Origin of the sequence: Pannonibacter sp. I15F10I1, from assembly GCF_900185665.1 — a bacterium.
GTDB lineage: Bacteria > Pseudomonadota > Alphaproteobacteria > Rhizobiales > Stappiaceae > Pannonibacter > Pannonibacter indicus.
In genome coordinates this window covers 130,137-154,110 of record NZ_FYAN01000026.1, presented here as the reverse complement: position 1 = coordinate 154,110, position 23,974 = coordinate 130,137, and the positions used below count along the sequence as shown (strand labels likewise).

General features: G+C 62.9%; 19 protein-coding genes. All 19 read right to left on the bottom strand.

Annotated elements, in window-relative coordinates:
• Window positions 1-55: 55 nt before the first annotated feature.
• Window positions 56-979, bottom strand: a complete 924-nt coding sequence (gene tsf, locus IF10I1_RS14025; protein ID WP_050473214.1) for a translation elongation factor Ts — start codon at window positions 977-979, stop codon at window positions 56-58.
• 189 nt (window positions 980-1,168) lie between these two features.
• The gene (rpsB, locus tag IF10I1_RS14020; RefSeq protein WP_026355731.1) at window positions 1,169-1,945 is read right to left on the bottom strand and encodes a 30S ribosomal protein S2; all 777 of its coding nucleotides are present in this window, start codon (window positions 1,943-1,945) and stop codon (window positions 1,169-1,171) included.
• Window positions 1,946-2,152: 207 nt separating this feature from the next.
• Window positions 2,153-5,596 (bottom strand): DNA polymerase III subunit alpha, encoded by a 3,444-nt coding sequence (gene dnaE, locus IF10I1_RS14015; RefSeq protein ID WP_186393294.1) that lies wholly within the window; start codon window positions 5,594-5,596, stop codon window positions 2,153-2,155.
• 582 nt (window positions 5,597-6,178) lie between these two features.
• On the bottom strand, window positions 6,179-6,859 hold the full coding sequence (locus IF10I1_RS14010) for an ABC transporter ATP-binding protein (RefSeq protein WP_186393980.1): 681 nt from the start codon (window positions 6,857-6,859) through the stop codon (window positions 6,179-6,181).
• 56 nt (window positions 6,860-6,915) lie between these two features.
• Window positions 6,916-8,139: a lipoprotein-releasing ABC transporter permease subunit gene (locus tag IF10I1_RS14005; RefSeq protein WP_186393979.1), complete on the bottom strand. Its 1,224-nt coding sequence runs from the start codon at window positions 8,137-8,139 to the stop codon at window positions 6,916-6,918.
• Window positions 8,140-8,376: 237 nt separating this feature from the next.
• Entirely contained in the window at window positions 8,377-9,705 is a 1,329-nt protein-coding gene (gene proS / locus IF10I1_RS14000; protein WP_186393293.1) for a proline--tRNA ligase, read from the bottom strand.
• 922 nt (window positions 9,706-10,627) lie between these two features.
• On the bottom strand, window positions 10,628-10,888 hold the full coding sequence (locus tag IF10I1_RS13995; RefSeq protein ID WP_186393292.1) for a DUF1467 family protein: 261 nt from the start codon (window positions 10,886-10,888) through the stop codon (window positions 10,628-10,630).
• A 10-nt stretch (window positions 10,889-10,898) separates the two neighbouring features.
• On the bottom strand, window positions 10,899-11,303 hold the full coding sequence (gene mce / locus IF10I1_RS13990) for a methylmalonyl-CoA epimerase (RefSeq protein WP_058900795.1): 405 nt from the start codon (window positions 11,301-11,303) through the stop codon (window positions 10,899-10,901).
• A 94-nt stretch (window positions 11,304-11,397) separates the two neighbouring features.
• A complete protein-coding gene (locus IF10I1_RS13985) occupies window positions 11,398-13,065 on the bottom strand; it encodes a ribonuclease J (protein WP_186424546.1) in 1,668 nt (555 codons plus the stop codon).
• A 48-nt stretch (window positions 13,066-13,113) separates the two neighbouring features.
• On the bottom strand, window positions 13,114-13,878 hold the full coding sequence (locus IF10I1_RS13980; protein ID WP_082205961.1) for a biotin--[acetyl-CoA-carboxylase] ligase: 765 nt from the start codon (window positions 13,876-13,878) through the stop codon (window positions 13,114-13,116).
• Between the two features lie 17 nt (window positions 13,879-13,895).
• Entirely contained in the window at window positions 13,896-15,338 is a 1,443-nt protein-coding gene (nuoN, locus tag IF10I1_RS13975; protein WP_186424545.1) for an NADH-quinone oxidoreductase subunit NuoN, read from the bottom strand.
• 26 nt (window positions 15,339-15,364) lie between these two features.
• On the bottom strand, window positions 15,365-16,900 hold the full coding sequence (locus IF10I1_RS13970; protein ID WP_186424544.1) for an NADH-quinone oxidoreductase subunit M: 1,536 nt from the start codon (window positions 16,898-16,900) through the stop codon (window positions 15,365-15,367).
• A complete protein-coding gene (gene nuoL, locus IF10I1_RS13965; protein ID WP_186393978.1) occupies window positions 16,900-18,927 on the bottom strand; it encodes an NADH-quinone oxidoreductase subunit L in 2,028 nt (675 codons plus the stop codon). The genes IF10I1_RS13970 and nuoL overlap by 1 nt, the downstream gene beginning before the upstream one ends.
• Window positions 18,928-18,937: 10 nt before the next feature.
• A complete protein-coding gene (gene nuoK / locus IF10I1_RS13960; protein WP_019964668.1) occupies window positions 18,938-19,246 on the bottom strand; it encodes an NADH-quinone oxidoreductase subunit NuoK in 309 nt (102 codons plus the stop codon).
• A 90-nt stretch (window positions 19,247-19,336) separates the two neighbouring features.
• Window positions 19,337-19,951 carry an NADH-quinone oxidoreductase subunit J gene (locus IF10I1_RS13955; protein WP_050473207.1) on the bottom strand — a complete coding sequence of 205 codons (615 nt, stop codon included), beginning with the start codon at window positions 19,949-19,951 and terminating at the stop codon, window positions 19,337-19,339.
• Between the two features lie 129 nt (window positions 19,952-20,080).
• A complete protein-coding gene (nuoI, locus tag IF10I1_RS13950) occupies window positions 20,081-20,569 on the bottom strand; it encodes an NADH-quinone oxidoreductase subunit NuoI (protein ID WP_019964670.1) in 489 nt (162 codons plus the stop codon).
• A gap of 28 nt (window positions 20,570-20,597) precedes the next feature.
• Window positions 20,598-20,828, bottom strand: a complete 231-nt coding sequence (locus tag IF10I1_RS13945; protein WP_019964671.1) for a hypothetical protein — start codon at window positions 20,826-20,828, stop codon at window positions 20,598-20,600.
• A 4-nt stretch (window positions 20,829-20,832) separates the two neighbouring features.
• Complete coding sequence (gene nuoH / locus IF10I1_RS13940) at window positions 20,833-21,882, bottom strand: NADH-quinone oxidoreductase subunit NuoH (protein WP_050473206.1); 1,050 nt, start codon at window positions 21,880-21,882, stop codon at window positions 20,833-20,835.
• 16 nt (window positions 21,883-21,898) lie between these two features.
• Window positions 21,899-23,968: an NADH-quinone oxidoreductase subunit NuoG gene (nuoG, locus tag IF10I1_RS13935; protein WP_186393287.1), complete on the bottom strand. Its 2,070-nt coding sequence runs from the start codon at window positions 23,966-23,968 to the stop codon at window positions 21,899-21,901.
• Window positions 23,969-23,974 lie beyond the last annotated feature (6 nt).

Genomic DNA, 23,974 nt, shown 5'->3' with positions numbered 1-23,974 from the left:
GTGAAAAAAGGGCTGTCAAAAAAAAGGCGCCGGTTTGATCCGGCGCCCTCTGGGCTTAGTGGCCGGCCGCCGCGGCGACCTCTGCCGCGAAGTCCGTCTCTTCCTTCTCGATCCCCTCGCCGAGAGCGAAGCGGACGAAGCCGGAGAGCGTGACTGCGGTGCCAAGTTCCTTGCCGAGAGCCTCAACAGCCTGCTCGACGGTCTTGTCCGGGTCGATGACGAAAGCCTGCTTCACGAGGGTGACTTCCTCGTAGAACTTGCGGATACGGCCTTCGACCATCTTCTCGATGATGTTGTCCGGCTTGCCGGATTCGCGGGCCTGCTCGATGAACACGGCGCGCTCACGCTCCACAACGGCCGGGTCCAGCTGGTCGACGTTCAGCGACAGCGGGCTGGTGGCGGCAATGTGCATGGCGATCTGGCGGCCCAGAGCGTTCAGCTTGTCCTTGTCGCCGGCCGACTCAAGCGCGACGAGCACGCCGATCTTGCCGAGGCCATCGGAAATGGCGCTGTGGACATAGGTAGAGACAACGCCGTCGTTGACGGACAGGACGGCTGCGCGGCGCAGGGTCATGTTCTCGCCGATGGTGGCGATGGCATCCTTGATGGATGCGTCAACGGACTTGTCGGAGCCCGGGTAGCCGGCAGCGGAAATCGCCTCGACATCACCGCCTGCGGTCAGGGCAACGGCGGCGACATCGCGCACCAGAGCCTGGAAGCCGTCGTTACGGGCCACGAAGTCGGTTTCGGAGTTCAGCTCGATGACGGCAGCGGTCGTGCCCTTGGATGCAACGCCAACCAGGCCTTCGGCAGCCACGCGGCCGGCCTTCTTGGCAGCCTTGGCGAGACCCTTGGCACGCAGCCAGTCGATCGCTGCTTCCATGTCACCGTTGGTTTCGGTCAGAGCAGCCTTGCAGTCCATCATGCCTGCGCCGGTCTTCTCGCGCAGATCCTTCACCATTCCTGCGGTAATGCTCATGGTAGCCTCGTGAATCGGAGTTAAAGCTTCGCACGGTTTAGCCCATGGCCAACCGCGCCTTTATGACGGTTCCCGCAAGAGGGGCCTCCGTCAGCGGCATTGCCGCGCCTGACCTCAAAACGGCGCAGCCATGAGGCCGCTGCCAGGGTCAGAACAGGTGCGGCGCCGGGCGCCGCACCTGCAACAGAATCAGGCGTCAGCCGATTCTTCTTCAGCGTCGAGAGCCGGCTCGACCGGAGCGGACTCGGAAGCACCGACGTCGATGCCCATGCCACCCTGGGCGCGGGAAATGCCGTCGAGAGCTGCACGGGCGATCAGGTCGCAGTACAGCGCAATCGCACGGCCGGCGTCGTCGTTGCCCGGGACCGGATAGGTGATGCCTTCCGGCGAGCAGTTCGAGTCGAGGATCGCGGCGACCGGGATGCCCAGACGGCGGGCTTCCTGGATGGCGATGGCTTCACGGTTGGTGTCGATCACGAAGATCAGATCCGGCAGGCCGCCCATGTCCTTGATGCCGCCCAGGTTCCGCTCGAGCTTCTCGCGCTCGCGGTCCATGAACAGCTTTTCCTTCTTGGTCAGGCCCGAGGTGTCCGTGGACAGGGTCTCTTCGAGCTTGCGCAGGCGCTGGATCGAACCGGAAATGGTCTTCCAGTTGGTCAGCATGCCGCCGAGCCAGCGGGCGTTGACGAAATACTGCGCGCAGTTGCGTGCGGATTCGGCAACAGCTTCCTGAGCCTGACGCTTGGTGCCGACGATCAGAACACGGCCGCCCTTGGCAACGGTGTCGCTGACGGCCTTGAGAGCCTGGTGCAGCAGCGGAACAGTCTGGCCGAGATCCATGATGTGGATGTCGTTGCGAACGCCGAAGATGTACGGCGCCATGCGCGGGTTCCAGCGGTGCTTCTGGTGACCAAAGTGAACACCAGCTTCGAGCAGCTGACGCATGGTGAAATCGGGCAATGCCATGGCCCTGAACTCCATATTTTTCCGGTTGAACCTCCACGGGGAGCGTGCAGCAGGAGCCTGAGGCTGAAGCAGACACCGGAACGGCAAATGGACAAGCCAAAGCCTTCCCCCGTGTGTGGAATGGGCGCCTTATATGCGCGCATCCGCGCCATGACAAGCGCAAATGACAGGTTTTAACAGCCTCGCCCGCCGTTTTCCGGTGCAGGATCAGGCCAGTTGCACGTCCGTGACGCCCGGCACGGCCTTCAGCGCACCGGCGATTTCCGGCGACAGGCGGTAGCGGCCCGGAAGACGGACTTCCACCTCGCGCTTGCCCTCGTCCAGCAGCACGACCACGTTCACCTCCCCCTCGCCCTTGACGCCAAGGTGGCGCGACAGGCTCTTGAGCGGGCGCGGGTCGCGCAGGAAGACGCGCAGGCTCTTCTGCACGCGGGCAGCCATCACCTCCACCGGATCCACCTGCTCGATGCGGATGGAGGGCTCGTCATCGCGCATGTCGGCGTTGACCAGCACCACCATCGACTTGCCGACTTCCAGCACATCACGGAACTGGGCGAGCTTCTCGGAGAAGAGCAGCGCCTCGAACTGGCCGGTGGGATCAGAGAAACGCACGATGCCCATGCGGTTGCCGGACTTGGTCTTGCGCTCCTGCTTGGAGATCACGGTTCCGGCAAGGCGCCCGGCCGACGCACCGCGCTTCACCGCCTCGGAGAACTGCGCCCACATCTGCACCCGCATGCGCTCCAGCAGCGGCGCATATTCATCGAGCGGATGGGACGACAGATAGAAGCCGATGGCCGCATGTTCGCGCTGCAGCCGCTCGCCCGGCAGCCAGCCGTTCACCTCCGGCAGCTGCAGTTCTTCCTCAGCCCCTGCCCCGCCGAACATGTCGTTCTGGCCAAGGGTTGCGTTGGATTCGGTGCGCTGCGCCAGCCCCATGACGCGGTCCAGCCCCTCGAACACCCGGGCACGGTTCGGCTCGATACAGTCGAATGCCCCTGCGTTGACAAGGCTTTCCAGCGTTCTCTTGTTGAGGAACTTCGGCGAAATGCGGCTGGCAAAGTCGCTGAGGCTGCGGAATGGCCGGTCACCGCGTGCGTCCACGATATGCTGCACCGCCTGCTCACCCACGCCCTTGATGGCGCCCATGGCATAGACGATGCGGCCCTCGTCCACGTCGAAATGCACCATGGAGCGGTTGATCGACGGCGGCATCACCTCGATCCGCATGCGCCGGGCTTCCTGGCGGAAATCGCCCAGCTTGTCAGTGTTGCCCAGATCCAGCGTCATGGACGCGGCCATGAACTCCACCGGGTGGTTCGCCTTGAGCCAGGCCGTGTGATAGGAAACGAGCGCATAGGCAGCCGCGTGCGACTTGTTGAAGCCGTAGTTGGCGAACTTGGCCACAAGGTCGAAGATCGTGCCGGCCTGATCCTTGTCGACGCCGCGCTCCACCGCACCGTCAACGAAACGGGCGCGCTGCACCTCCATCTCGGCAGCAATCTTCTTGCCCATGGCGCGGCGCAGAAGGTCAGCTTCGCCGAGCGAGTAGCCGGAGAGCACCTGGGCGATCTGCATCACCTGCTCCTGATAGACGATGATGCCATTCGTCTCCTTCAGGATCGGTTCCAGCAGCGGATGCAGGTAATCGGGCTCCAGCTCGCCATGCTTGACCGAGTTATAGACCGGGATGTTCTCCATCGGGCCCGGACGGTACAGCGCCACCAGCGCGATGATGTCCTCGAAACGGTCCGGCTTCATGCCCGCAATGGCGCGGCGCATGCCCTGGCTTTCCAGCTGGAACACGCCCACCGTTTCACCGGCGGCCAGAAGACGGTAGGTCTTCTCGTCGTCCAGCGGCACTTCCTCGATCTTGATATGGACGCCCTTGCGCGCGATCAATTTCAGCGCCGTGTCGATGACGGTCAGCGTCTTGAGGCCGAGGAAGTCGAACTTCACCAGCCCGGCTTCTTCCACCATCTTCATGTTGAACTGCGCCACCGGCATGTCGGAGCGCGGATCGCGGTAGAGCGGCACCAGCTGTTCCAGCGGACGGTCGCCGATCACCACACCGGCGGCGTGGGTGGAGGCGTGGCGGTACAGCCCTTCCAGCTTCTGCGCCATTTCCAGAAGGCGCTCGACCACCTCTTCCTCGCGCGCCGCTTCGCGCAGGCGCGGCTCGTCGGCAATGGCCTGCGCCAGCGTTACGGGGTTCGCCGGATTGGCAGGCACCAGCTTGCACAGCCGGTCCACCTGACCATAGGGCATCTGCAAGACACGCCCCACGTCGCGCAGCACGGCGCGGGCCTGCAGCGAACCGAAGGTGATGATCTGCGCCACCTGGCTGCGGCCATATTTCTCCTGCACATAGCGGATCACTTCTTCGCGCCGGTTCTGGCAGAAGTCGATGTCGAAGTCCGGCATCGACACACGTTCCGGGTTGAGGAAGCGCTCGAACAGCAGCGAGAAGCGCATGGGGTCGAGATCGGTGATGGTCAGCGCCCAGGCCACCAGAGAGCCTGCACCCGAACCACGGCCTGGCCCCACCGGAATGTCATGGGCCTTGGCCCATTTGATGAAGTCGGCCACGATCAGGAAGTAGCCGGGGAACTTCATCCGCTCGATGATCGACAGCTCGAACTCAAGCCGGTCCCAGTAGTCCTTTTCCGTCAGCCCATCGGCAAGGCCGTGGACGCGCAGACGCTCGGCAAGGCCTTCGCGGGACTGGCGCTTCAATTCGGCCGACTCGGCCTGTTCGGCCTCCTCCGGGTCTGCATCGGCACCGGCAAAGCGCGGCAGGATCGGGTTGCGCTTCAGCGGCCGGTAATGGCAGCGCAGCGCAATCTCGACGGTGTTCTCCACCGCCTCCGGCAGATCGGCAAACAGCTCGATCATCTCCTGCCGGGACTTGAAATAATGCTCCGGCGTCAGGCGGCGGCGTTCCTCGTCCGAGATCACCCGGCCTTCGGAAATGGCGATCAGCGCGTCATGGGCTTCATAGTCCTCGCGCTTGGGGAAGAATGCCTCGTTGGTGGCGACCAGCGGCAGGCCCATGTCATAGGCCAGATCGATGAACCCGGATTCCGTGCGCCGTTCGTCGGCCATGCCGTGGCGCTGAAGCTCCACGTAGCAGCGCCCGTCGAAGGATTTCGCCAGCCGGGAAAGCCGCGCCTGCGCCAGCGTGCGGTTGCCGGTCAGCAGCGCCTTGCCGATGGGGCCTCTCGCGCCGCCGGTCAGGAGAATGATCCCTTCCGCATGCGATTCGAGATAGGCCTGCGGCACATGCGGCAGCTGGCCCGTGGGCGTGTCGAGGAAGGCCCGGCTCGTCAGCTCCATCAGGTTGCCGTAGCCGCGTTCGCTCATGGCCAGCAGAACCACGTCAAACAGCGCCGGATCACCCCGGCGGTCATCGCCGCCCTCCTCGTCAAAGGCGACGGAGATCTGGCAGCCGATGATGGGCTGAATGCCGGAGCCCCAGGCCTTGCCGGCGAACTCCTGCGCACCGAACAGGTTGCCCGTGTCGGTGATCGCCAGCGCCGGCTGCGCGTCGGCCTTGGCCAGGTCGAGCAGCTTCTTGATCGGCAGCGCGCCTTCCAGCAGCGACAGGGCCGAATGGACGCGCAGGTGAACGAAACCGGGATTTGCAGACATGGGACTTCACTTTCAGGCAACCGGAAACCGGCCTGCCGGCAGCCGGCACCCGCAAGCGCCAGCCCTTGAAACTGTGTCCCCTACCATGAACGCTCAGCCCTTGCCCTGTCGAGCCCCGCAGGCTGCAGGAAGCGGGAAATGCGCCATGGCAGCGCCTGTTTTCTTTGGATGACCGCAGAAGGCCGCGGCCACGTCTTTCCTTCACTGCCGATGCTGGAGCAACGCTTTGCCAGCATCAGATGGCAGGATCAGTGCACGGCGAACAGCACCTCGCCCCAGACGGCGATGGTGGCAACGAAAATGACCAGCGAACCGAAGGCTGCGACGTCTCTTGCGAAAAAGGTCATGGATACCTCCTCTTGGACCAAGTCATCTGAGCTAGAAGCTCAATATGTATCTATTTTGTTCTCTTCCCGTTCACCTTTCAAGACCAAAAAAGCCCGCTCCGGAGGGAGCGGGCGAAAAGCATCAGCCATAGTGAACAGACTATGAACAGAGCTCTCTCTTAGAGAGCCAGGCAAAACCGGACTTACCGGCCCTCACGAACCGGAGGCGCCGCAGGAACTGCCTCAGAGGCAAACGTCAGAGATCCACCACCTTGCCGTCGCGCAAGGTGATGACCCGGTCCATGCGCCCGGCCAGATCCATGTTGTGGGTGGCAAAGAGCGCGGCGACGCCGGAAGCCCGGACCAGCGCATAGAGCGCATCGAACACATAGGCAGCCGTTTCCGGATCGAGGTTGCCGGTCGGCTCGTCCAGCAGCAGCAGACGCGGCGCGTTGGCGACCGCACGGGCGATGGCAACACGCTGCTGCTCACCGCCGGAAAGCTCGGACGGGTGATGGCTGCCGCGCTCGCCAAGGCGCATGTAGTCGAGCAGCTGCGCCGCCCGCTCCGCCGCAACCTTCTTCGGCAGCGTGCGGATCATCTGCGGCATCATCACATTCTCCAGCGCCGTGAATTCGGGCAGGAGATGGTGGAACTGGTAGACGAAGCCGATGTCATTGCGCCGGATGGCCGTGCGCTCATCATCGCTCATGGCGCTGCAGGCCTTGCCGCCCACATAGACCTCGCCCTCATCGGGACGCTCCAGCAGGCCGGCCAGATGCAGCAGCGTGGACTTGCCGGTGCCGGAGGGCGCGACAAGCGCCACCATCTGGCCACCGTCCAGCGTCAGGTCGGCGCCTTTCAGGATTTCAAGCTTGCGGTCGGCTTCGTGGAAGACACGGGAAACACCGGAAAGGCGCAGCGCCGGAACGGACATGGGCGGGCTCTTGGCTGGTCTTGCGGAGGGTGCGGGGGCAGTGCCGGACGTGCTGCTCATTCGTAACGCAGCGCCTCCACCGGGTCGAGCCGCGCTGCCCGCCAGGCGGGATAGAGCGTTGCCAGCAGCGACAGCACCAGCGCCATGATGAGGATCATGATGGTTTCGCCCGTATCCATTTCCGCCGGCATCTTGGACAGGAAATAGAGCGTCGGGTCGAAGAGCTGGGTCTGGGTCAGCCAGGAAATGCCCTGACGGATGCTCTCGATGTTGAGGCACACGAGCAGGCCCAGCAGGAAGCCGGAGATGGTGCCGACCACGCCGATGCTGGCCCCCGTGATGACGAAGATGCGCAGGATCGAGCCGCGCGTCGCCCCCATGGTGCGCAGGATGGCAATATCCTTGCCCTTGTCCTTCACCAGCATGGTGAGACCCGAAATGATGTTGAGCGCGGCCACGACGACAATCAGCGTCAGGATCAGGAACATCACGTTCCGCTCCACCTCAAGCGCCGAGAAGAAGGTGATGTTGCGCTGGCGCCAGTCGGTGACGAAAGCCGGGCGCCCTGCCCCGTCCTCGACGGCGGCACGCATGCGGCCGACGCTGTCCGGGTCCTTCACATAGACTTCAACGCCCGTCGCCCGGTCGTCCATGTTGAAGTAGCTCTGCGCTTCCTTCAGCGGCATGAAGACGATGGTGCCGTCATATTCTGACATGCCGATCTCGAAGATCGCCGTGATCGGATAGGACTTGCGCCGCGGCGTCACGCCCATCGGCGTCACCGTTCCGCGCGGCGAGATGATGGCAAGATTGTCGCCGATGGTGAGGCCGAGCTGCGCGGCGAGCCGTGTGCCGATGGCAACGCCCTCGCTGGTATCAAAGCCCTCCAGCGTACCCATGCGGATGTTGCCGGCCACCAGCGGCAGGCGCTTCAGATCCTGCTCGTAGAGGCCGCGCACCAGCGCGCCGAGGCTGTTGGCGGGCCCGGTGACCAGCGCCTGGCCTTCGACGAAAGGCACGGCCGCCACCACGCCCTCCACGCCCTGCAGACGTGAAGCGACCGCATCGAAATCCGTCAGCGGCTGATCGATGGGCTGCACCAGCATGTGGCCGTTGATGCCAAGGATCTTCGACAGAAGCTCGGAGCGGAAGCCGTTCATCACCGCCATCACGATCACAAGCGTGGCAACGCCAAGGGTGATTCCGGCAAAGGAAAAGCCGGCGATGACGGAAATGAAGGAATCACGCCGCCGCGAACGCAGATAGCGCCCGGCCAGCATCCACTCGAAAGGGGCAAAGGCCTTGCCCGGCGCGCGGGAATCCTGCGCTGCCTTGGTGTTCTTGCCCTTGCCGGAAACGTCCTTGGGTCCGCTCATGCTCTGCCTTGCGTCCGGAGCCGCTGGCCATAAGGCCACAAGCGGCAGATCGGTGGTCACTGCGGATAGTACAAGACCGGGCGGAGGAAATCCTGTGCGCCCGGTCCCTTATCCCCCAGATGCGGGGGCCGGAAAACTGGCTCAGACAGCCAGAGCTTCCCGGACCTTGTTGAAGGCCGCATCGATGGTGAGTGTTTCGCGGGCTCCCGTGGCCCGCTCCTTCACCTCGATCACGCCATCCTTGAGGCCGCGCGGTCCTGCGATCAGCTGGAACGGCAGACCGATCAGATCCATGGTGGCGAACTTGGTCCCGGCGCGGGTGTCAACGTCATCATACAGGACTTCGATCCCGGCATTTTCAAGACGCTGATACAGCGCCTCACAGGCCGCATCTGTCTCCGCATCGCCCGGCTTCAGGTTGATGAGGCCCACATGGAACGGCGCCACGGAAGCAGGCCAGATGATCCCTTCCTCATCATGGCTCGCCTCGATGAGCGCGCCCATCAGGCGCGACACGCCAACGCCATAGGAACCCATGTGCACCGGCACTTCCGTGCCTTCCTTGGTCATGACCTTTGCGCCCATGGCTTCGGAATACTTGGTGCCGAAGTAGAAGATGTGCCCCACCTCGATGCCGCGGGCGGATACCTGCGCATCAGCAGGCAGCGCCTCGAAGGCAGCTTCATCGTGCATCTCGTCCGTTGCCGCATAAGGCGTCGTCCACTGGTCGATCAGCGGTGTCAGGTCCGAGGCAAAATCCGTATCGGCGGCAGGGGTCGGCATGTCCAGCAGGCTCTTGTCGCAGAACACGGCGCTTTCACCGGTCGAAGCCAGAATGATGAACTCGTGGCTCATGTCTCCGCCGATCGGGCCGGTGTCGGCACGCATCGGAATGGCCTTCAGGCCCATGCGGGCGAAGGTGCGCAGATAGGCGACGAACATGCGGTTATAGGCGTGGCGCGCGGCTTCCTTGTCGATGTCGAAGGAATAGGCGTCCTTCATCAGGAATTCACGGCCGCGCATGATGCCGAAGCGCGGGCGCACCTCGTCACGGAACTTCCACTGGATGTGGTAGAGGTTCAGCGGCAGATCCTTGTAGGAGCGCACATAGCCGCGGAAGATGTCGGTGATCATCTCCTCGTTGGTCGGGCCGAACAGCATTTCACGCTCGTGGCGGTCCTCGATGCGCAGCATCTCCTTGCCATAGGCGTCATAGCGCCCGCTTTCGCGCCACAGGTCGGCCGACTGGATGGTCGGCATCAGCAACTGGATGGCGCCGGCGCGATTCTGTTCTTCCTCAACGATCTTCTCGATCTTGCGCAGCACGCGGAAACCAAGCGGCAGCCAGGAATAGATGCCTGCGGACTGCTGGCGGATCATGCCGGCGCGCAGCATCAGGCGGTGCGAAACGATTTCCGCTTCCTTGGGGTTTTCCTTCAGGATCGGCAGAAAAAAGCGGGACAGGCGCATGGTCTCTCTCTGGTCTTGCTTGGCCCGCAAGCCGGGCCCATATGCGGGACGCGGCCTGAGAGAAACCGCAGGTGCGGCAAAAACTCAAGCCCCTTGCCGCCAAATGCGCGGTTATCCGCCGTTTCCCGCACTCCGGCGGCCCAGAGGCAGCCATTTTCCGGAGCCGGCGAACCGCATCAGAAAGCGGCATGCAAAAAGTTTGTGCTTATGCGCTCAAAATAGTGACAAGTTTGTGTCGATGCGCTAGTTTCCACTTTCATAAGAACAGGACGTTGATTTTCAACGTTCGGAGCCACTGAAAAGAGGCATCGCGGTCTGAGTCTTGGGAGGAAGATCCCCCAGGCGCACCTTCGGGTTCGCAGCCGGCACTGGAAGCTTAAAAGAGCACTGGTGTAAAACGGGGGAGTTTAGACGCGGAACTTAAAGAAGCAGGACGCAAGTCCTGCTTTTTTTTCGTCCGGATTTTGGGGCGGGATTTTTGGCAGGGATTTCTGGCGCATAATTTTTGACTGCGAGGGCTTGGCAGCGCTTGGGCTTTTTCAAGGCGCAGTGCCCGAGCATCGCAAGGCCTGGCATCAACAGAAAGCATCAAACATCTGCAAATTTTTCAGCAGAAATCCCACACTCAGCCAAGTAAAACCCCTCTCCGTCATGGCATGACGAATACGGAAGAGCTGGCACACTATATCTGCCGTCATTTCGATCAATGAGGCAGGAATAGCCTTCCTGACCAGACAAGACAGAAGCAGGCGGTCAAGCCGGTTCCCGCCCCAACCACACGACGCGAAGCCGTGACGCATGGCTGACGCACCACCAGCCACTTCAGCCGGCATATCATCCTGCTTCACAAGAAATTCAGGACCCCATTCCAAGGAATTCCAGACGCTGCGTCAGATCACGCAACCCGGCAGGACAATCGCCCTCACCTCGGACCCGGCAGCGGAATGTCGTCCAGCGTGAGGCCGGACTCGCGCAACCAGATGAAGACGGCGAAGACGATTGTCGTGACCACCGTGTTCCACATGGCAACGCGCCACATGCGGTGGCGCGCCGGAGCGCTTTCCACCGTGCCGGGGACGACCTTGCCCTCCTCCTCCTGCGTGCGCACGCCGAAAGGCAGCGCGGCGAAGAGGAGAATCCACCACATCATGAAATAGACAGCCAGGCCGTAGGCAATCGACATTGCAGATCCTTCAGGCTTGTTCGAGTTCGGTCAGGGTGCCGAGAAAATCCTTCGGGTGGAGGAACAGCACGGGCTTGCCATGGGCGCCAATCTTCGGCTCGCCATCGCCCAGCACGCGCGCTCCCCTGGCCAGAAGCTGGTCACGGGCGGCCAGAATGTCATCCACCTCGTAGCAGACATGATGGATGCCGCCGGACGGGTTCTTTTCGAGGAACTTCAGGATGGGAGAGTTTTCGCCGAGCGGCTCCAGCAGCTCGATCTTGGTGTTGGGCAGGTTGATGAAAACCGTCGACACGCCATGGTCCGGCTGCGGCACCTTGGCCGAGACATCGGCCCCCAGCGTGTCGCGGTAGACGGCAGCGGCTGCGTCAATGTCGCTGACGGCAATGGCCACGTGGTTCAGTCGTCCGATCATCTTTCCTCCTTCGCCCGGCGGGCCTGTTGTCACATGGCCCGCCACGCGCCAGCGCGTGCCTGCGGCCCCTCTCCCAAGGGCCCGCACCCGGTCATCATACCCGGGAGACGAGCACCTTGCAGAGCGTCTTCTTGCCCCAGACCTCATTGACGCTGGAGCGGACAGAGCGGCGCACCGCCTCACTCACCAGATCAGGGTCCTTGCGGCGGGCCTTCGGAATGCTGCCGAAAGCGCCATGCACGGCCTTGATGACGATCTCCTCCATCTCGTCCCCTTCGCCATCCGTTTCCGGAATGCCGAAGAGCGCGACGGCCGGATCATCCAGAAGATCACCGGTCTTGTTGATCACCAGCGACACCACAAGAGCCCCGGCGAAGGACAGCTTGCGCCGCTCCTTCACGCCGGTCTCCTCCGGATCCCCCATGATCATGCCATCCACCACCGTGATGCCGAACGGCGCTTCATCGATGACTTCGGCGCGGCCCGGTGCCAGACGGATGATGTCGCCATTTCCGGCCACCACCACCGACTTGATCTTCTGCGAGCGGGCAAACTCGCCGTGAGCTGCAAGATGGAACGGTTCGCCGTGGACGGGAACCACCACCTTTGGCTGAAGCAGCTTGTAAAGCTCGGCAAGTTCGCCCTGCCGGGGATGGCCGGACACATGCACCAGCCCGTCCCGGTCGGTGACAATCTCCACACCGGACTTGGCAAGGCCATTGACGATGGCGCCCACTTCCTTCTCGTTGCCGGGAATGGTGCGGGCGGAGAAGATCACCAGATCGCCTTTCGACAGGGCAATGTTGCGGTGCTCGCCCGCAGCGATACGGGCAAGGGCCGCCCGGACTTCACCCTGCGAGCCGGTGCAGAGCAGCACCGTCTTCTCGCGCGGCAGGAAGCCGTAGCTGTCCTCATCGAGGAACGGCGGCAGATCATCGAGATAGCCCAGCTCTCCGGCCACCTCGATCACCCGGCGCATGGAGCGGCCGACGACGACGAGGTTGCGGTCCGAAGCGGCGGCAGCTTCCGCAATGGCTCGGATGCGGGCAACGTTGGACGAGAAGGTCGTCACGGCCACCCGGTGCTTCGCCCGCTTCATAATCTTGGTCAGTTCACCGGCCACATCGCCTTCGGAGGGGCTGAAGCCTTCCCGGTAGGCGTTAGTGCTGTCGCAGACCAGTGCCGTCACCCCTTCCCGGCCGAGTTCGGCCAGACGGTCAAGGTCGATCGGCTTGCCGACGCCGGGCGTGCGGTCGATCTTCCAGTCGCCCGTATGCACCACCATGCCCTCCGGAAAGCGCAGCGCCAGGGCGCAGGGCTCGGGGATGGAGTGGGACATGGCGACGAATTCGACGTCGAAGGCGCCGATCTTCAGCCGGTCGCCCTGCTTTACAAGCGTCACGGGAACCTCTTCGGCACCCGGCTCGCTCTCGATCTTTGCTTCCAGCAGACCGGCGGTGAAGGCAGTGGCATAGACCGGCACCCGCAGATGCGGCCACAGGTGCATGATGCCGCCGTAGTGATCTTCATGCGCGTGGGTGATCACCATGCCGGCAATGCGGTTGCGTTCGCTTTCCAGAAAGCGGATGTCCGGCAGCACCAGATCGATGCCCGGCAGGTCGGGGCCTGCAAAAGTGACGCCGCAATCCACGATCAGCCACGTACGGTCGCCGTCCGGGCCATAGCCATAGAGGCCCAGGTTCATTCCGATTTCGCCAACGCCGCCAAGCGGCAGGAAGACGATTTCGTTGGCATCCGCCATACGGTGTGCTCCTTGCATATTCATGTCCGCACAGTCTGTTGCGTGCGGTCAGCCTGTGGTTCCGAAGAAAACATCTCCGGCCGAAATTGTTTTTTTGCTGCCGTTGTCAAGCACGAGAACCATCTGCCCGCGCGTATCGATTTCGGCAAAGCGGCCTTCTATCAGCTCTTCCCCCATGCGCACGGCAATCTTCTCGCCCAGCCGCAGCGCCCGTTTCATCCAGGCGTCCCGCACCGGATCAAAACCATCGCGCTGCCAATGGCCGAGCCAGAGGGCGAACTGTTCTGCCAGCCGCTCGAACATCACTTGCGCCGAAACGCGGAAGCCAAGCGCGGTCAGATCCGTCGTGGCATAGGCCTCGATCTGCGGATGAGCCGCCACATTGACACCGAAACCGCAGACGACCCCGGTGCGGCCGCCACTGAGCGGCTGAGCTTCCAGAAGGATGCCGGAAAGTTTGCCGCCATCCACCAGAAGGTCATTCGGCCACTTCAGCCGTGCAAGGCCGATGGAGCCGACCGCCCGGTCCACGGCCTCGGCCAGCGCAACGGCGGCCACCATGGGCAGCTCGCCCAGCCGGTCGCGCGGGCCCGGATCGATCAGCAGCACCGAGGCGAAGAGGTTGCCCTTCGGCGACACCCAGGCCCGGCCGCGCCGGCCGCGTCCGCCGGTCTGCACATCCGCTAGCACCCACAGGCCGCCCACCTCCCCTGCCCGGCCCAGTTCCATGGCACGGGTGTTGGTCGACTCCAGCGCGGAGTGCCTTTCAAAACGGAAGCCCGGTGCGCAAGGCACCGGGCCAAATTCTTGCAATGTCCCGCTCATAAGGCTCAGAACAGGCTCTTGGCCGCCGCCGTGGCGATCGGAATGAAGCTGGACGCACCGGCGAAGAAGAACAGCACGCCGATGCTGGACAGGCCCAGCACGACCCGCAGTTCCACCGGCATCGGCTCGAACTTCTCGGCCGGCTCATCAAAGAACATCACCTTGATGACACGCAGGTAGTAGTAGGCCCCCACCACCGAAGCGACAACACCGATGATCGCCAGCGGATAGAGCCCTGCCTCGACAGCGGCCGAGAACACGTACCACTTGGCGAAGAAGCCGATGAAGGGCGGCAGACCGGCCAGCGACCACATGATGCAGGCGAGCAGGATGGCCATCGGCAGGTTGGACTTCCACAGGCCGGACAGCTCGCTGATCTCTTCCACCATGCCCGACTTGCGGCGCATGGAGAGGATGCAGGCGAAGGCGCCGAGGGTCATGACCAGATAGGCGGTCATGTAGACGATGACGCCCATCACACCCTGTTCCGTACCGGAGGCAAGGCCGACGAGCGCATAGCCCATGTGGCCGATGGAGGAATAGGCCATCAGGCGCTTGATGTTGGTCTGGCCGATGGCGGCAAAGGCACCCAGCACCATGGAGGCGATGGAGACGAAGACCACAATCTGCTGCCAGTCATGGGCAACCGGCTGGAACACGTCGATGACGACGCGCACCAGAAGGCCCATGGCCGCGACCTTGGGAGCGGCCGCAAAGAAGGCGGTGACCGGCGTCGGCGCGCCTTCATAGACGTCCGGCGTCCACATGTGGAACGGCACGGCCGAAATCTTGAAGGCAAGGCCAGCAAGCATGAAGACGAGGCCGAAGACGAGACCGATGGACGCGCCCTCCTTCGTCAGCACCGCTGCAATTTCCGGGAAGCCGACATGGCCGGTGAAACCGTAAATCAGCGAGATACCGTAGAGCAGCATGCCCGAGGACAGGGCACCCAGCACGAAGTACTTGAGACCGGCTTCCGTGGAACGCACGGAGTCCCGGTTGATCGCAGCCACCACGTAGAGCGACAGGCTCTGCAGCTCGAGGCCAAGGTAAAGGGCGATCATGTCATTGGCCGAGAGCATCAGCATCATGCCGACGGTGGCCAGGAGGATCAGCACCGGATACTCGAAGCGGTCGAAGGACTGGCTCTTGGCATAGGCCCAGGACATGGCGATGGCGAAGAACGAGCCGATCAGCACCAGCTGCTTCATGTAGAAGGCAAAGCCGTCCAGAATGAAGGCGCCGTGGAAGGTCGTCCCGAGCTGGGCGCCGTAGGGCAGCACGAAGAGCGCTGCCGCCGCGACCAGGCCCATGGCCATGCCGTTGACGAGGAAGCTGATCTTCTTGCCGCCAAAGGCGCCAATCATCAGCAGCACGAGGGCACCCGCAGAGAGGAAGATCTCCGGCAGTACGGGCAGAAGGTCGGGCAATTGAGTGGTTTCAGACATTGCGCGCGTCTTTCGTCCAGTCGGGATCAGTGGCTGGCATGGGCGGCAGCGGGAATGTGTGCCTGCTGCGCCGGGCCAGCCGCCTCGATGGCTGCATTGTAATTGGTGATCAGGGCTTCCACCGAGGCCGTCGTCACATCAAGTACCGGCGACGGATAGAAGCCGAAGAAGATGGTCAGCACGACGAGCGGCACCAGAAGCACCTTCTCGCGGAGGTCGAGATCGAGGATCGACTTCAGGCTCTCCTTGTCCAGCGCGCCGAAGACGACGCGGCGGTAGAGGTAGAGCGCATAGGCGGCCGAGAGGATCACGCCGGTGGCTGCGAAGAAGGCAACCCAGGTGTTGGCCTCGAAGGCACCCATCAGGGTCAGGATTTCACCGACGAAGCCGCTGGTGCCCGGCAGGCCGACATTGGCCATGGTCAGGATCAGGAAGATCACCGCATAGACCGGCATCCGGTTGACAAGGCCGCCATAGGCCGAAATCTCGCGGGTGTGCATCCGGTCATAGATCACGCCGACGCAGAGGAAGAGCGCGCCGGAGACGATACCATGCGACAGCATCTGGAAGATCGCGCCCTGCAGGCCCTGCATGTTCATCGCGAAGATGCCCATGGTGACGTAGCCCATGTGGGCGACGGAGGAATAGGCGATGAGCTTCTTGATGTCCTCCTGCGCCAGCGCCACCAGCGAGGTGTAGATGATGGCGACAACAGACAGGGTGAACACCAGCGGGGCGAACATTTCGCTCGCCAGCGGGAACATCGGCAGCGAGAAGCGCAGGAAGCCGTAGCCGCCCATCTTCAGCAGCACGCCGGCCAGGATCACGGAACCGGCGGTCGGCGCTTCCACGTGGGCGTCCGGCAGCCAGGTATGCACCGGCCACATCGGCATCTTCACCGCAAAGCTGGCGAAGAAGGCGAGCCATAGCCACGTCTGCGCATTCTCCGCGAAGGGATGGCGCATCAGGGCTGCGATGTCGGTGGTGCCGGCCGTCCAGTACATGGACATGATGGCCACCAGCATCAGCACGGAGCCGAGCAGCGTGTAGAGGAAGAACTTGTAGCTGGCATAGACGCGGCGCTTGCCGCCCCACACGCCGATGATGAGGAACATCGGCAGCAGGCTCGCCTCGAAGAAGACGTAGAAGAGCACCAGATCCAGCGCGCAGAACACGCCGATCATCATCGTTTCCAGAATGAGGAACGCGATCATGTACTCCTTCACGCGCTTCTGCACGCTCTCCCAGGAGGCAAGGATGCAGAAGGGCATGAGGAACGTCGTCAGGATGACGAAGAGCATCGAGATGCCATCGACGCCCATGCGGTAGCCGATGTTGCCGCCGAGCCATTCCTTGCTTTCGACAAGCTGGAAGCCCGGGTTGGCGTAGTCGAAGGCGCCCCAGATGAACAGCGACAGGATGAAGGTGAAGATGGTGGTGACCAGCGCAACCATGCGGATGTTGCGCTTTGCCCCGTCATCGTCTCCCGGCACCAGGAGAATGGCCAGCACACCTGCCAGCGGCAGGAATGTGGTCAGTGTCAGGATCGGCCAATCGATCATCAGTGCGCTCCCCCGCCGGTCGAAACGCCGGTGAACATCGACCAGGTGACGAGCGCCGCCACACCGATCAGCATCGCAAAAGCATAGTGGTAGAGATATCCGGTCTGCAGGCGCACGACCCAGGACGTGACATTCTGGACACGGGCGGCAACGCCATCGGGGCCGTAGCCATCGATGATCTTGCCATCACCCTTCTTCCAGAGCTGGCGGCCGATCCACATGGCCGGACGCACGAAGATGAGGTTGTAGAGCTCGTCGAAGTACCACTTGTTCAGCAGGAACTTGTAGAGGCCCTCATGCTCGGCAGCCAGGCGCTTGGGCGTCTCGGGCGAGCGGATGTAGAAGTACCAGGCGGTCCCGAGGCCAAGCACCATCATGACGAAGGGCGAAACCTTGACCCACTTCGGCACGTCATGGATGGCGTGAAGGATGTGGTTCTCGGTACCGGTGAACAGCGCACCCTTCCAGAAGGCATCGTAGCCCTCGCCGGCAAACTGGCTGTAGAACAGCATGCCCGCCAGAACGGCACCGATGGACAGGATGAACAGCGGCGCCAGCATCACCATCGGGGATTCATGCACGTGCTTCATCACATCCACCGGAGCGCGCGGCTTGCCGTGGAAGGTCATGAAGGTCAGGCGCCAGGAGTAGAAGGAAGTCAGGCCTGCGGCCACCACCGTCATCCAGAAGCCGTAGAGCGCGAAGGCATTGGCATGCGCACCCGACGAAGCGGCATAAGCGGCTTCGATCACCAGATCCTTGGACAGGAAGCCGGCCAGACCAATGTGCGTGAGCGGAATGCCGACACCCGTGAGGGCGAGCGTGCCGATGAACATGGTCCAGTAGGTGAACGGGATGTGCTTGCGCAGGCCGCCCATCTTGCGCATGTCCTGCTCGTCCGACACCGCATGAATGACCGAACCGGCGCAGAGGAACAGGAGCGCCTTGAAGAAGGCGTGCGTGAACAGGTGGAACACGGCGATCGAATAGGCACCGACGCCGAGCGCCACGAACATGTAGCCGAGCTGCGAACAGGTTGAATAGGCGATCACGCGCTTGATGTCGTTCTGCACGAGGCCGACCGTTGCCGCGAAGAAGGCGGTCGTGGCACCGAAGAAGGTCACAACCATCAGCGCCGTATGGGACAGCTCGAACAGCGGCGACAGGCGGGCGACCATGAACACACCCGCGGTCACCATCGTGGCGGCGTGAATGAGGGCCGACACCGGGGTCGGGCCTTCCATCGCGTCCGGCAGCCAGGTGTGCAGCAGGAACTGCGCCGACTTGCCCATGGCACCCATGAACAGCAGCAGGCAGACAACAGTCATCGCCGTATGGGCATCGAGCGGATGGCCGAGGAAGTTCAGCACGGCCGCGCCGTGGTCAGCGCCCTCTGCCCCGTGGCCGCCAACGACGGCCTGTGCGTTGGCGAAGATCTCCGGCAGGTTGATGGTGCCGAACATCATGAAGACGCCGAAGATGCCAAGGGCAAAGCCGAAGTCACCGACGCGGTTGACGACGAAGGCCTTCATGGCCGCCGCATTGGCCGAGGGCTTCTTGTACCAGAAGCCGATGAGCAGATAGGAGGCAACGCCCACGCCTTCCCAGCCGAAGAACATCTGCAGCAGGTTGTTCGACGTCACCAGCGACAGCATGGCGAAGGTGAAGAGCGACAGATAGGCAAAGAAGCGCGAGCGGTGCGGGTCGTGGTGCATGTAGCCGATGGAATAGACATGCACGAGAGCCGACACCGTGTTCACCACCACCAGCATCACCACGGTGAGCGTGTCGATGCGCAGCGACCAGGCGACATCAAGCGCGCCTGAGGAGATCCAGCGCAGGATCTCCACTTCGACAAGCGCCGTTTCGCCGTAACCGATGGTGAAGAAGGCAATCCAGGACAGCACGGCCGAGACGATCACCAGACCGCTGGTGATGTACTCGCTGGCCGTATGCCCGATCACACGCCCGAAGAGACCGGCAATCAGGAAGCCAATCAGGGGCAGGAAGACGATCGCTGAATACAACATCCGTCCGTTACCCCTTCATCGCATTGATGTCTTCCACGGCAATGGAGCCGCGGTTGCGGTGGAACACGACCAGAATGGCGAGGCCGATGGCAGCCTCGGCGGCCGCCACGGTCAGAACCAGCATGGTGAAAATCTGGCCCATGAGATCGCCCAAGTGTGTGGAGAAGGCGACAAAGTTGATGTTGACGGCGAGGAGCAGCAGCTCCACCGACATCAGGATGACAATCACGTTTTTCCTGTTCAGAAAGATCCCGAAGATCCCGATCGTGAACAGGATGGCCGCGACCGACAGATAGTGCGACAGACCGATTTCCATGGGCGCCTCGCAGTGCTCCCTCGTTTACCCCGATCCGGGCAGAAGAGCATCAAATGCCCCTGCCCGGGTTTAAAACCGCGGTTTCCCGCGTCAAATGCCCTTGCCCGGCTCGACCTTGCGGATCTCGATGGCCGTTTCCTTGTTGCGCGCAACCTGAGCCGGAACGCTCTGGCGCTTGATGCCCTCACGGTGGCGCAGCGTCAGGACGATGGCCCCGATCATCGCCACCAGCAGCACAAGCCCGGCAACCTGGAAGAAGAAGATGTACTTGGTGTAGAGCACCTGGCCGATGGCCTCGATGTTGGACACCTGATCCAGCGGCGGGATCGGTTGTGAGCCATGGCCCAGCAGGTCCGGCGCGATCACCCAGGCGCCAACACCCATCAGCAGCTCGACCAGCAGGATGAGCCCAACCAGCGCGCCGACCGGCATGTACTGCAGGAAGCCCTGCCGCAGCTCGACGAAGTCGACGTCCAGCATCATCACCACGAAGAGGAAGAGCACCGCCACCGCGCCGACATAGACGACGATCAGCAGCATGGCGAGATACTCGGCCCCCAGAAGGATGAACAGACCAGCCGAATTGACGAAGGCCAGAATGAGGAACAGCACCGAGTGCACCGGATTGCGCGACGAGATGACCATGAAGGCAGATGCCACGGTCACTCCGGCAAACAGATAGAAGAAGAGGGCTTTCAGGATCATGTCAGGACCTGCCTGTCTCGGGCTCTTGCCTTTGGCTCATTCTTGCGTCCCCCGCCGGCCGGCCGGTTCCGCGCATCCCCTGCCCGCTTCATGCAGCGGCCAGGGGTCTTGTTTCTTGTGCCTGCCGCCTCAGCGGTAGGGCGCATCCATTGCGATGTTACGGGCGATTTCCCGCTCCCACCGGTCGCCGTTCGCGAGCAGCTTTTCCTTGGAGTAGTAAAGCTCTTCGCGCGTCTCGGTGGCGAACTCGAAGTTCGGGCCCTCGACGATGGCATCCACCGGGCAGGCTTCCTGGCAGAAGCCGCAGTAGATGCACTTGACCATGTCAATGTCATAACGGGTGGTGCGGCGGGTGCCATCGTTGCGGCGCGGGCCGGCTTCGATGGTGATTGCCTGCGCCGGGCAGATGGCTTCGCACAGCTTGCAGGCGATGCAGCGCTCTTCCCCGTTGGGATAGCGCCGCAGGGCATGCTCGCCGCGGAAACGCGGGCTCACCGGCCCCTTCTCGAAGGGGTAGTTCACAGTCGGCTTCGGCTTGAAGAAATAGCGCATGGCGAGAAAGAACGCCGATACGAACTCCTTCAAGAACAGCGACTTTATGGCCTGATCAAGTCCCATCGCCAGAGCCTCTTTGCCTTCCTGCCGCTCAGCCTACAAGCTGAAACGCGGCCAGATACCCGATCACCGGAAAGAGGGTGACCGGAAGGATGAAAACCAGTTTGCGCAGGACTGGCTCGAACCGTACGGCCCATCCGCCGCCCTTGCGCTTGTTCTTTTCGACCATCGCCGACAGCAGCCCGTTCAGGATGCCGTAGTCGAGCCAGCCGATGTACAACCCGATGGCTGCGCCAATCAACCCGGCGACGGAAATATCCATGGCCTTACGGGGCCCAGCCCATCACCTGCAGAACGCCGGCGACAACCACAACCATGATCAGCGACAGCGGCAGGAAGATCTTCCAGCCCAGACGCATCAGCTGGTCGTAGCGGTAGCGCGGGACCATTGCCTTCACCATGGCGAACATGAAGAAGACGAGCAGCGACTTCAGCAGGAACCAGACGAAGCCCGGCACCCAGGTGAAGGGAGCCGCATCCACCGGCGGCAGCCAGCCGCCCATGAACAGGATGGTCATCATCGCGCACATCAGCGCAATCGACACATACTCGCCGAGCATGAACATCATGTACGGGGTGGAGCCATATTCCACCATGAAACCGGCCACGAGCTCCGACTCTGCTTCCGCCAGATCGAAGGGCGGGCGGTTCGTCTCGGCCAGGGCCGAAATGAAGAACACCACGAACATCGGCAGCAGCGGCAGCCAGTACCAGTTAAGGATCGACAGCCAGGGCAGGCCCACAGCCGTCGCCAGACCCGTCTTCTGGGAATTGACGATTTCCGTCAGGTTCAGCGAACCGGCGCAGAGCAGGACGGTGACGATGACGAGGCCGATGGAGACTTCATAGGACACCATCTGCGCGGCAGAGCGCAGGGCCGACAGGAAGGGATACTTCGAGTTGGAGGCCCAGCCGCCGATGATGATGCCGTAGACCCCGAGCGAGGAGATGGCGAAGATGTAGAGAATGCCCACGTTGATGTCGGCAATCACCCAGCCATCGGCCACCGGCACCACGGCCCAGGCGCTGAGCGCCAGAAGCACGGTGAGGAGCGGTGCCAGCAGGAACAGGCCCTTGTTGGAGCCCGCCGGAATGACCGGCTCCTTCAGCACGAACTTCAGAAGGTCGGCAAAGGACTGCAGCAGCCCCCAGGGGCCAACCACGTTCGGGCCCCGGCGGATCTGCACGGCAGCCCAGATCTTGCGGTCGGCATAGAGGATGTAGGCGATGATCACGAGGAGCACCACCATCAGCAGCACGCTCTGGAACGCCATCCAGAGGAACGGCCAGCCGTAGGTCGTCATAAACTCCGACATCGTTGTCCCCTGCCCCTTATTCCGCTGCCGCCGCCAGGCGCGACTTGGCCAGTGCGGAACATTCCGCCATGACCTTCGACGCGCGGGCGATCGGGTTCGTCAGATAGAAGTCGCTGATCACGTTGGTGAAGGCGACGGAATTGGTCTTGCCGCCAAGGCCGGCCAGAGCCTCCACGTCAGCCGGGTTGCCGGCTGCGATGGTGTCGATGGCCGCCATGTGCGGGAATGCCTCGAAGAGCTTGGCGCGCAGCTGCGCTAGGCTGTCGAACGGCAGAGCCTTGCCGAGAACCGCCGACAGGGCACGCAGGATGGCCCAGTCCTCACGCGCTTCACCCGGGGGGAAGCCGGCACGGTCGCCCAGCTGGACGCGGCCTTCAAGGTTCACGTAAAGGCCGGACTTCTCGGTATAGGCAGCGCCCGGCAGGATGACGTCGGCGCGGTGGGCGCCCTTGTCACCATGGGTGCCCTGATAGACCACGAAAGCCCCGGCCGGGATCTCGATCTCGTCAACGCCCAGCAGGAACAGCACGTCGAGGCTGTTTTCAGCCAGGATCTGGCCGGTCGACAGACCGCCCTCGCCCGGTACGAAGCCGATATCGAGCGCGCCAACCTGAGCGGCTTCCGTGTGCAGAACGCTGAAGCCGTTCCAGTCTTCCCGGACCGCGCCGCGCGACTGGGCAAGCTTGGCCGCCAGCGACAGAACAGCAGCCCCGTCCGGACGGTTGATCGCGCCCTGACCCACGATGATGAGCGGCTTCTTCGCACCGGCGAGGAAGGACGCATCGTCGATGAGGGATGCCAGCGTGTCGGGGCCAGCGCCCTTGTAGGTGGCCGGATAGGTGAGATCGGCGTTCTGGCCGATCACGGAAATCTCGACATTGCCCTTGACCCAGCGCTTGCGCAGCCGGGCGTTGAGCACCGGAGCTTCGAGGCGCGGGTTGGTGCCGATCAGAACGATGGCATCGGCCTCGTCGATCCCGGCAACCGTGGCGTTGAACAGATAGCTGGCGCGGCCATGCTTGGGATGCAGCGGCGAGCCGGGAAAGCGGCTGTCGATGTTCTTCACACCGAGGCTGTCCATCAGGCTCTTCAGCGCAAACATCTCTTCCACGCTGGACAACTGGCCGGCGAGCGCACCAATCTTGTCAGCGGTGGTGGCCTTCACCTTGTCCGCAATGATCTGGAAGGCTTCGCTCCAGCTCACCGGAACCAGCTTGCCGTCCTTGCGGGCGTAGGGCCGGTCGAGGCGCTGGGTCTTCAGGCCGTCCCAGATGTAGCGGGACTTGTCCGAGATCCACTCCTCGTTCACCTCGTCGTTGAGGCGCGGCATGATGCGCATCACTTCGCGGCCACGGGTGTCGACGCGGATGGCAGAGCCGAGCGCATCCATGACGTCGACGCTTTCCGTCTTCACCAGTTCCCAGGGGCGGGCGTTGAATTCGTAGGGCTTGTGCGTCAGCGCGCCCACCGGGCACAGGTCGGCCACGTTGCCCTGCATTTCGGAGGACAGCGCGGCTTCCAGATAGGTGGTGATCTCCGCATCTTCGCCACGGCCGATCAGGCCCATGTCGGCAACGCCGCAGACTTCCGTGGTGAAACGGACGCAGCGCGTGCAGTGGATGCAGCGGGTCATGATGGTCTTGACCAGCGGGCCGAGGTGCTTGTTCTCGACAGCACGCTTGTTTTCGGCAAAGCGCGAGCTGTCCACACCATAGGCCATGGCCTGGTCCTGAAGGTCGCACTCGCCGCCCTGGTCACAGATCGGGCAGTCCAGCGGGTGGTTGATGAGCAGGAACTCCATCACCCCTTCGCGGGCCTTCTTGACCATCGGGCTCTTGGTCAGCACCACCGGCGGCTCGCCGTTCGGGCCGGGCCTGAGGTCACGCACGCCCATGGCGCAGGAGGCGGTCGGCTTCGGGGGCCCGCCCTTCACTTCCACAAGGCACATGCGGCAGTTGCCGGCAATCGACAGCCGGTCGTGGTAGCAGAAACGCGGCACTTCCGCGCCTGCTTCCTCGCAGGCCTGCAGCAGCGTGTAATCCGCCGGGACGTCAACTTCCTTGCCGTCGATGATCAGCTTTGTCATCGCCTG